Below are 10963 nucleotides of genomic sequence, written 5' to 3'. Positions count from 1 at the left end.
GCAGGCGGCCATACATATTGCTGGTCCGGTCGGCGGTGCGCTCTCCCGTCAGGCCATGGCGACGCTGCGCCTTTCCACACGGAATTCCTCTTCACGTACCTGGCCGTGGAAGTCGGAGATCTGCACCCTGATGCGTGCCGCCCGGGTGAACAGAGGTGCGGCATCAAACGCTTTCTTTCCGCAACGCATCGGTTGCGTTGAGTGCTCGATGACGCCTTGTTCGTCCTCCATGCGGCCGAAGCAGAACTCCTGGTCAAACGCTCGTGCCAGTACCGAATGGTTGCCGCAGCTGAGCGCGTAGTTGACATGCTCGAGCAATGACCGAGTATGAATGGTCCTTTCATGCCAGCCGCGCCCCATGGCGAAGCGCGTTGCCGTCCACAGGATGACAAGAGTCTGCCCCTGCGAATTGGACATCTGGCGAGCCTGAGGGAGTGTCGTATCGACAGACTCCCAGAGTGCCTCGCAAGGGGCATGAATACCGATCTCGCGCAGACCCTCGGGAGTTTGCAGGATCTTGCCGGTATCAATGCCTTTCAACGGGCCCTGGAAGTTGATGTGACGCCTCCAGGTACATACCCCATCAACCAGGGTGGTTCTGCCTGCAAACCCTTCGGCTCTGGCCAGCAATCGCAGTTGACCAGCGTCGAGTGCCGACAGCGATGGCGCGTGTCTGAACGCCTTTGCGGCGGCAGGTAATCGCAAGTCCACATGCATCTGTTCGCCCTGCATCCACAGGACGTGGCTCGTGCTGTCTTCGCATTCGGGTGTTCGCAACCAGCGTCGTCGCCAAAGTCCTCCTGCATCGAGCAGTTCCGGCGTGCGCCTGTCCATCAGGTTGCGTTCTCGTTGTGCCGAGCCAAGGTGAATGTCAGCGTATCGACAGAACCGACCGCGACGGATGGCCAGTATTCCATGGCAATCTGCGCGGCAGGATGTATTGGCGCGCCGTCAAGCTCGGGGCCATGTTCTACCAGATCCGTTCGCTGGAAGTCCTGAAGAAAGACATCGGGTTCTGAGTGAAAACCAGCGGCCTTGATCAGTGTGCAGGCACGCCGTAATTGTTCACGGTAATCAGATGTTTCGGGATTGCCGGCTTCGTGATTTTCGTTGAAGACAGCCGCTTGTCCATCAATGATCGAGAAGACGTTTCGATCTGCGGGTGATGGCATTCTGTTCAAATGACCAGTATGTCTGCCTGACGACATGACGGGGAGGCAAGATCAGGTTTTGCAGATGAGCCAGTGCTGTGCAATGAGGTGTCAGACTTGCTTACAGGCATAGGATTGCTCCGGTAATGAAGGCTGGAAGTGGCTGCGTTCTGAAGATGAAGCTATCACTCGGAATGGGGTTCATTGCTTCTTTTTCAGCAACAATGTTGTGACCCGCAGGTTCAGGTGCTGCGGCATGATCCCGAAGCTGTCATGAGCAGGTGTCATCGCAGGAGGCAGCTGCTCAGTCGGAATCTGATGCAGGTATGGCACCTTTGCACCGATTTGGAGCAATGGCGCTCAGAGACAGGGTGTGTGTTTCCGAGCTTGACAAGCGGCCATTCGAACCACAGCCCGATCCCTGATCAGGCTGTGATGCTTGCCATGTCTGGTAGCGGTGAAATTTCTACCTGTCCACCAGACCTCGAATGATCCACGCTAATCAGGTTGCGGTTGACGCTTTTCCCTTCAGAGGTATGGCCACGAGCGCCTCACGCTGAACCTCTCGTATGCGTGAATTGACAATCTCACGGACTTCATCATATCGCGTCAGCTCCATGGTCATTGTTTGTGAGGTGACCCATAACTCGAGCGTTTCTTTGCCCCAATGAATGAAAAGGATGTTCTTCTTCTGATCGTTGTGCACGAAGTTGTATGCACCGAGCGCCAGAGAGAGCACCCCCGTTGAGCTGTCGGCTGCACCGATCTGGAAGTTCGATCCGTTACGGTACGTCGTGTTCCTGTCGAACAGGGCAATTGTCTGATCACTGCTGGTCAGGGCCTTCAATGACTTGATGGCCTCTTTCAGTATCTGCATCTGGTTGCCGGTAGCTACCGCCGCGATGGTATCCAGTATCGCACCGTTGATGGTAGCGCTGCCCGATACGGATTTCGTGATCAGCACCGGTGATGAAGAACGTAACCAGCCAAGGAGGGACAGCGTATCGATATAGGTATCAAACCAGCGTTGACGTTCGGATATCGGATCCGCTGCGGCATCGGCAGCAAGCTGGGCGAACAGCGTTGAGGAGAGAATGTCCGATTTGTGGGAAACCGGCATGTTGTCGGTAAAGCTGATCAGGGAGGAAGCGTTGATCGCGGCGTCAAGATCCCCCGGGACCGGTGGTGTCATGGCATCACGGCTTCTGGACGAAGAATCGCTCGCTTTGGCCAGTCGCATGCCTCTGACGGCTGTTCGGCGGTTCTGGTCTGAGGATATCATTGGCGTTGTATCTCTGAATTCAACCGGCCAGGTACAGTTCTCACCTCGCGTATCAAGGTGGGTGAAAGTGTTGTAGCGACCGACACCACCATGAAAGGATCCTTCGAAGTCTCTCATGCGTCTGATTTCCGCTGCCACTTCATGCGCCGGTACATCACGAACCACAAAATCCAGTGCACTGAATCGCTTGTGCTGACTACCGGGCTTGCCACCCACCGCACGGTTGTATCGATCCGAGCGATAGGCACTGGTTATCAGAATGGGGCGTCCTGATCTCTTCCTGTAGTTGTCGAGCACTTTGGCAGTATTGACGATATTCGGCCAAAGTGTGCGAGGTGGAAAGTCATTCTCGACTGGGGTACCACCATCGCCAGGGGTCGCCGTACCGTGCAACAGAAATTCGTCGGCACTGAAATACTCGAGCCCGAGAGTGGCGATGAATGAAACGAATGCCGGATAATCTTCCCACTGTTCTCTGGCCGAATGGCCGGACCTCGATGACAGCCTGGCTGTGCCTCGCGCGCCTGTTGCGGTGTCAGTCTGTGCAAAGAAGCGTTCAATGTCTTCCTGGGAAATCACATCCGACTCATTGCCTTCATCGGACATGCCGGCATCCTGAAACGGAACCTCGGTGATATTTTCCAGCCATTGGTTGAAAGGGCTGCTACCCGGCGGGAATCCCTGCAGGGAGTGTCGTGATGGCCTTTCCCACTGGCTGAAGGGAACTTGCGCAAGATATCCCTGATCACGCACCAGCGAGGTGTTCAACTGGGCTGTCTGTGTCTGCCAGTTCATCGCACGATTGATCTCATCAATGAACTCGCCGTAGTTTCCCGTGAAGGTACCGTTGTTCCAAACCGTCTTCAGGGCTGCCGTGAAGCGACCATTCCGAGCGCCATCCCCTGCAAGCTGTTCCTCGTGGCAAGCGCCCAGATGCAATACGGACGCGTTGACGGCCGCTGTCATCGGGTTGTTGACAATCCTCTCATCCACTCGCTCGAACTGGCTGGCATAGGCCTTGTAATCATCCAGGTTTCTCAGCCAGACACGTTCAGCCACATCTCTGGGCATGCGGCGCGCACTTGTCGCGTCGGAATAGACTGGGAGATCGAAACCAGGGAAATGCGGTCGAGGTGGTACGTATCTGACCATGTCACCGGAATGGCAGGTGTCGGCGACCATCAGTACACGTACTCCGGGACGGAAACGTGTCCAGAGATGATAAAGTTCATCATCGATGATCTGAAAATCATACAGGCACAGGGATTCATCGAAGCGCCTGTCCTCTGGATCGTGTTCGTCCATGTTGAAGTCCGGCATGATGCCGCCATGCCCGGAAACGGTGAACATGAACATGTCACCGTGTTGCAGTTCGTTGGCAGCGTCCTTGATGGCTGAGACGACCGCATCACGGGTAGCGTGTGCTGTCAGCAGCAGCTTCGTGCGGAAACCCTGGGAAGCAGCTATTGCTGCCATGTCGCGTGCATCGTGTTCGCAGCTCTTGAGTTTCCCATCCCAACCGGCGTAGTGAAAGGGGTCAATCCGGTTGAGACCGACATGCAGTGAAATGGCGCGTCCGGCCGGACCATCAGGATCGTGATCATCACGCGCAGCTGCCTGCTCGTTGGCGTCCTGATGCATCGAGCGACGCAACTGTTCTGCATCACCGAAGGGGCCGGAGATGGCCACACGTGTGGGGATCGACGGTGCCTGGTTGTCAATGCGACGAATCTCGCGCAGAAACAATGCGGCAACTGCTCCGTATCCTTCATTCGTCGGATGCAGTTCGTCATACCATTGATCGTGTCTGACGGTACCGCGACAATCGATGTACGTGACCTTCGGTATGCTGCGGGACAATCGGCGAAGTCCGCGGTTCAGGCGATCCACCATTTCTCGAGTGATGGCTGCCTGCAGTTCACGGGAACGAATGCCGCGTTCCTGCATGGGCTTGCCAAGCCATCGACCGTTATCCGGAATGGAGTAATCATAGCCGTGATAAAGCACGTGTACATGTGGGAATGATCCGCGCACCTGGCGCAGTATTCTTTCGTAGTAGCCGAAGGCGTTACCAAGAAGTTCATCGAAGGAGGGCAGTAGATAGTCTGCCGGTGACAGGTCTCTATGGTAGCTTTCCAGATGGCTTGCCAGTGCGCCGCCAGCGACCAGATCGTTGCCGCCACCGGATAGCATCAGAATGGACGCACCCGTATCATCAAGAGCCTTGAGGTATTCCTGCTGGTGGGCCATGCGTTCCAGCAGGTCGCCAGCTGCCCCAAGGGAATAGACCGCGTGGTGATCGCTGACATGGTCGATGGTGTCCTTGAGCAATACGGGAAATTGAAACCAGCTATCGCCTTCGGAAACGATTCTGGGGCCGGTATAGCCACCGCGAATCCGCTCCTCGTAACGATGGCGTCTGTCTGCTCTTGCAAGCCAGTTCGCCAGATTGAGCAACTGAGCGGAACGAGCGGAGTATCCGCCCTCCGGTGGGACCTTGACTGTCCGGGGATTTATCCTGAATCGAGGTGCAAATGGTCCTGACTTTTCTGGGTCGAGTTCGAAGTATTTGCGCAAATCATCTTCCGTGATGTTTCCGCTGGCAACTTGCATCTGCAATTCTTCTAGCGATATACGTGACATGATTCCTTCCTCAGTTATGTGCTGCCGGTTCAGTTCATGGCAAATGCTGTGGATCCTGTGTGGTTTGCATTTGTCGGGTGCTGACGGTTGTCTGCTATTGCGTCCAGGTTTGCTACCTGGCCTTGCGGTGTTGATCGATCGAACGAAAGATTTCGGCAATGATGGAGGGGTCGCGAAACAGTGCGAACTGCGGCACTCTTCCTCTTGAGAACACGGGATCGCTCAAGGCGTCGATTTCCGACCAACCGCGTTCCAGGTGGGGCAATGTGTGATCAGGCACCGCAGTAGACCAGTCATCAGAAGCCTCAGACTCTTTCAACTCAGCCAGCGCACCTGACATGCCCAGAAAGGTTCTCGGCGGATTGCCCGGGTCCTCCGGGTTTACCTGAAGTTCAGCGGCGGATTCCTCGCACAGCCAGCGGTCTTCGAACGCTCTGGATACGAGTTGCAGAATGGATCCTGAATAGGCGCCGAAAAACAATCGGCTTTCCAACTCGTGTGAAGGAACATAGATGCGTGCTGGTGCCGTTGTATTCCTGTCATGCGAATCATCAAGCAGCTGTTGGCGAGTGAGCGCATCATGGACAGGGACATTGCATGCCTTGGCCTCGGGCTGATTGGCGTTCATCGTCTTGACCAGTGGTAGCAGGAATTTCTCGGCCCGGGGAAGGCCGATTGCCGGCATGGACAGTGACAAGGTGTCGAGATGACATGCCAAAGGCAATGAAACTTCGGATTCACTTTCTTTCTGATAACGGAGAAGCTCCTGAACAACCAAAGCACCAGCTCCCTCAGCCACCATGTGGAGTTCGGTGTTGGTTTGGCGCTTCATTTCGAGCAAGGTCGTGACGAGACTCGCGACATGTCCCCTGGATCCGTTGGTATCGGCGTCATGATGCGGTGAGCTTTTTATCCCGGAAACGGATCGTGCGGCTGACCACTCTATATCACGCCAGATGGCCCTGCCCACACCCTGCAAGCGTTCCTCTATCAACGCGTTCATCTCCACCGAGTCTGCACCTGCCTGATCGGCACAACTGTCGAAGATGGTGGTAATCAGCTCCATGGACTTGTCAACGAAGGTGCTGCACCAGAAGACGACATACGGGAACAAGCGTCTGGATTTTGCCATGTCCTTGATACGGGTCGCCGATTCGAAGGCTTCTTCGATACTCTCGAGACTGCCCGGAATCCAGAGTAGAACACCGTCGTAGCTTTTACCGAGTTTTTCCTCGAGGTGTCGCCGGGTTTGACACCAGTTCTCGGGCAGACTGGGGTAGGGGCCACGAGAGACATGAAACCCATCATCCAGATGCATGTAATGACCCAGCAACTCGTGGCAGGGTACCGACAGAGACTGTCCCATCAGAATCCTGTTCCACCCCTGCTCACCGATGGAGGAACTGAAGGCCTTGGGTGCCGATACGCCAAGTCTGAGCACCCAGGCATCGACGATGTTTCTGGACCAGTCTTCGTAGCTCCACAATGCCACACCCGCAACGCTCTTTCCCTCGATTTCGTAGCCGCCCCACTGTGTGCCCCAGGAGTTGAGAACCAGAAATCCCTCGTTGTTGTAACCGATGATGACAACAGCGTGCAGGCCTCTTGAATCGTGAGACGTACTGTCGATCCTGCCTTTCGCGCTGATTTTCAACGGAGCGTTCCAACCGCCGTGAATCTGAACAGTTACAAGTATGGCTCCGACTTCATTGAGCGCAGCATGAAAATGATTGAGAACAGGCCGCAAACGAAAGTAGGCTCCCAGGCAGATTTCCTTGGCCTTGACTGACTGATCGTAGGTCGGGAAACGTTGTTCCTTGTCTTCAGGCGTGTCTGCTCTGGGTTTTCTGTGACAGACGCTCTGCCAGCTTCCCAAGGGTACGGAACTCATTTCCTCGCTGGAACCGATACACATTTTCTCGTTGAAGTCGGGGCACACGCCATAATGGTAGAAGCCCTTGATTACTGATCGCAGGGAACGGAGGCCTTCCTGTTGGCCGGTTCCGGAAACCGAATTCGTTCTGCCTGAAACGCTAAGAGTCTCCGTGTTATCGATAGCCAGTTCATTGTAGGCTCCCATCCAGTACAGCATGTCTGAACTCACGCAATCGCATCGATCCATTCTGGACGGATTCTGCAGTCTGGTTTGCAGGTCGATCAATGCGGCGAGCGCGTAGCCTGCGCAGCGGCCATTTCCGGTAATCGTCTGGTCACGGACACCGAATTTCGGTTGATATCCCCGGTCTCCCGTTATCGCTGTTTCGTCAGCCGGCTCGAACAGGTCTTTGTGGGGTGATAGCGATGAGCAAAGTGTCGACAGTGTTGGCTCGTAGAAATGATCTCTGAGATCAACCCAATCCTTGAGTACGGAGGCGCTGGTTTCATGGAAATCGTTTGACATGAGAATGACCAACTATGTCGTGGATTAAATGGGTGCCTGCTTTTGCCTAGTCGCCGACCATAACAGAGGGCCGGTTCTCGCTCTATCGTCCAAAAGGCTAAACGGGTCGGCTATACGTTTTTTCCTGGTTTCTCTGATGCGTTGTTCAACGTTGCAGGTTCATGGGACGCCGCTGGTTGTGTGACGAGTACGAATCAGAAGACCTGACTGAATGCTGGCATCCAACCATCGACATGGGTATCACCCAGGAGGGTGAGATTCGAGCAATACTGGAGGTTCAGAGCAACGGCGCGTGTCGCGATGACATAGTGATGTGAACCGCGAGTGGAGCGTCGCCCGGCCGAAGCCGATTTCTGACCGTGGACTTATGTCTCATTGAAGTCAAAGGTATCGAATTCGAAAAGTCGATGATCAGCTTGTACAGTCGAATTCTCTGCCGAGAATCAACTGACGATGCCACTCACTTGAATCTGCAACTTGTGCATCGGAGCGAGCGACCAGCCGACAGGAAGAGACAGGTATCGATCTGTCGTTTTCCGCATCCATGTTTGTCTGCAAGCATGATTCCTATCGAACGGTTTTCCAGCCTCCTGGTATGCCTTTCGGTGACAGCAACCACTGCCAGAGCTGATTCGAACGCGCACGGAAAGCGCCTGCGCTGCACAGGAGGTAGTAGGTCCACATGCGGCGAAATCGTTCATCGAATGACGGACTCAGTCTTGTCCAGTTCCCTTGCAGATTGGCGTGCCAGCTCATCAGTGTACGATCATAGTCCGCCCCGAATCCATGCCAGTCCTCGATGACGAACAACCCTTCCAATGCGCGGGTGATCTGTACGGCCGAGGGCAACATGGAGTTTGGAAAGATGTATTTTTCAATCCAGGGGTCCGTGATCGATCTGGACAGATTACTGCCAATCGTGTGCAGCAGGAACAGACCGTCGGGAGACAACAGATTCAACGCTTTCCGGAAATAGGTTCTGTAGTTCTTGTAACCCACGTGCTCGAACATGCCGATGGACATGATTCGATCAAACTGGCCATCCATTGTTCGATAGTCAGCAACCCGTATTTCAACGGGCAAGCCCTCGCATGTCGCTTCCGCAACACGGGCCTGTTCGTGAGAGACGGTAATGCCGGTGACCTGCACGCCGAAGTTCTCCGCTGCGTAGCGGGCAGCGCCGCCCCATCCGCAGCCGATATCCAGCAAGCGCATGCCCGGTTGCAGATCGAGTTTGCGACAGACAAGCGAAAGTTTGGCTTCTTGCGCCTCGTCAAGACTGGTTGCCTGGTGCCAGTATCCGCAACTGTAGATCATGCGATTGTCCAGCATGGCTCGATACAACTCCGAGCTCAGATCATAGTGCTTGTGGGCAACCGAGACCGCTCGGCGCGGCGTTTGCAGATTCTGCAGTCTTGCACTCAATACAAGGCGTAGATTGTTCAATGAGACCATTTCGCGGTCTATGCCGGCGCGCAAGATTCTCGCAAAGAGTTCGTCCAGAGCTCGGCAGTCCCACCAGCCATCCATGTAGGCTTCGCCGGCACCGAGTGAGCCTTCCGAAACGATACGCCGCCAGAGTCCATCATTGTGGACCGTCATGTCCCAGGGGCGCACACCCTCGAGACCGATATCCGCGCGTTCGGCCAACTGTTGCAGATAATCGCGGTAGGTCGCAGAATCACTGGTGAACAGATGTTGCTGCAAAGCATGCCTGAGTGTCGACATGGCTGATTCCTCCACATTCTTGTCAACGTCAGTGCACTCGTACGGTTCTTTCCATCAGCAGAACGGTGCATTCATGAATATATTCCACGAACCATGGGCTACTCATAAAGTTACCAATCAGCCACCTTCCTTGATCGGGTACAACGCGTTTTCTCGTGACGCCGCTTTGCAGGCATCCCTTCCTGCTGATCTTGCCAGTGTACTTCGCGACAAACTGCAGGATCTTGGGGGTGCTGTGGGCGACGAGCAGTGGATCGACAGGGGATTCAAGGCCAATGAGAATCCCCCGGTATTGAACGGTTTCGATCGCTTCGGGCATCGGATCGATGAGGTCGACTTCCATCCCGCCTATCATCAACTCATGCAGCTGGGTATGGGGCTGGGCATACATTCCACCGCCTGGACACATCCGGTTCATGGGCATGTAGCGCGCGCCGCCATGCAATTTCTCCTGACTCAGCTTGAGCCGGGTGTGTGCTGTCCATTGGCAATGACCAACGCAGCACATCCCGTGCTGATGCAATTTCTCTCATCTGATGACATTTTCCGTACACGCTCGATCGTCGATGAATACGATCAGCGATTCATGCCGGCCAGCGCAAAGCGATCCATTACCATCGGAATGGCCATGACGGAGAAGCAAGGCGGTTCGGATGTGCGTGTCAATTCGACAGAGGCAAGGCGACTGAGTGAACGCGCAGATTCCGTCGAATATTGTCTTCGTGGTCACAAATGGTTCTGTTCCGCTCCCATGTCGGATGGCTTTCTGACTCTGGCTCAGGCCTCGGGAGGGATCACCTGTTTTCTGGTGCCTCGCTTCTGTGAGGATGGAACTCGTAATCGCATATTCATTCAGCGACTCAAGAACAAACTGGGCAATCGGTCCAATGCGTCTGCCGAGATCGAATACCTCGACACTTGGGCGCGACGGTTGGGTGAAGAAGGCGAGGGAGTGACTGCCATCATCGAGATGGTCCAGAATACGCGCCTGGATGCCGCCGTCGCACCGGCGGGCATGATGCGTCAGGCGCTGGTGCAAGCCATTCATCATGCTCGTCACAGAAAGGCCTTTGGAAAGCTGCTGATCGAGCAGCCGTTGATGCGCAATGTTCTGACGGATCTTGCGCTCGAGTCGGAAGCCGCAACGCTGCTTGCCATGCGTATTGCCAAGGCGGTCGACGACGCGATGATGAACTCGGCGGAGAAGGCATTCGCGCGCCTTGCGACGATCATCGGGAAATTCTGGATAAACAAGCTTGCACCACAGTTCATATACGAAGCAATGGAATGTCATGGTGGTGGTGGATACATCGAGGAATCGATGTTGCCACGCTTGTATCGAGAAGCACCCGTCAACAGCATCTGGGAAGGGTCTGGCAATGTCATCTGCCTGGACCTGCTGCGAGTCATCCAGCGTGCCCCCCACTGCCTGGAGACCTTCAATGGCGTGGTGAAACCCGTACTCGGTGAGAAGCCTGTTCTCAGGCAACGTTTCGACAGGCTGCAACAGTCGCTCGCTCGTTGTCAGCAGGAACCGGCGCTTCTGCGCTGTTGTGTGGAGAACATGGCCTTGCTGCTGCAGTGCTCTCTATTGCGAGAATTCGCCCCTGAATCGATGTTCGATCTGTTCGTTGACAGTCGCCTGGAGCAGCCCGGCTCTCGCTGCTACGGTACGCTGGCTGATATCAGATCGGCCGGAGAAATTCTTGATCGCGCCTGGGCGGGCTGAGTGGTGTTCAATGCCGCCGTGGTTCTCTG

General features: G+C 55.1%; 6 protein-coding genes. 1 reads left to right on the top strand and 5 read right to left on the bottom strand.

Going from position 1 to position 10963, the window contains the following annotated elements:
* Nucleotides 1–48 precede the first annotated feature (48 nt).
* The 5 genes from ACUNV4_RS16225 to cfa all read right to left on the bottom strand — a co-directional run bounded on the left by ACUNV4_RS16225 (nucleotide 49) and on the right by cfa (nucleotide 9205).
* On the bottom strand, nucleotides 49–834 hold the full coding sequence (locus tag ACUNV4_RS16225; RefSeq protein WP_430879634.1) for a hypothetical protein: 786 nt from the start codon (nucleotides 832–834) through the stop codon (nucleotides 49–51).
* Complete coding sequence (locus tag ACUNV4_RS16220) at nucleotides 834–1172, bottom strand: hypothetical protein (protein ID WP_430879633.1); 339 nt, start codon at nucleotides 1170–1172, stop codon at nucleotides 834–836. Before ACUNV4_RS16220 ends, ACUNV4_RS16225 begins: the two co-directional genes overlap by 1 nt.
* Before the next feature lie 481 nt (nucleotides 1173–1653).
* On the bottom strand, nucleotides 1654–5076 hold the full coding sequence (locus tag ACUNV4_RS16215) for a D-Ala-D-Ala carboxypeptidase family metallohydrolase (RefSeq protein ID WP_430879632.1): 3423 nt from the start codon (nucleotides 5074–5076) through the stop codon (nucleotides 1654–1656).
* Nucleotides 5077–5188: 112 nt separating this feature from the next.
* Nucleotides 5189–7477, bottom strand: coding sequence for a hypothetical protein (locus tag ACUNV4_RS16210; protein ID WP_430879631.1), 2289 nt, complete (start codon nucleotides 7475–7477; stop codon nucleotides 5189–5191).
* 567 nt (nucleotides 7478–8044) lie between these two features.
* A complete protein-coding gene (cfa, locus tag ACUNV4_RS16205; RefSeq protein ID WP_430879630.1) occupies nucleotides 8045–9205 on the bottom strand; it encodes a cyclopropane fatty acyl phospholipid synthase in 1161 nt (386 codons plus the stop codon).
* Nucleotides 9206–9278: 73 nt separating this feature from the next.
* On the opposite strand from cfa, the gene ACUNV4_RS16200 reads away from it, so the two are divergent.
* Nucleotides 9279–10934 (top strand): acyl-CoA dehydrogenase family protein, encoded by a 1656-nt coding sequence (locus tag ACUNV4_RS16200; RefSeq protein WP_430879629.1) that lies wholly within the window; start codon nucleotides 9279–9281, stop codon nucleotides 10932–10934.
* Nucleotides 10935–10963 lie beyond the last annotated feature (29 nt).

Source organism: Granulosicoccus sp. 3-233 (assembly GCF_052681095.1).
Note: the sequence above shows the minus strand (reverse complement) of the source record. Positions and strands in the feature narration are given on the sequence as shown.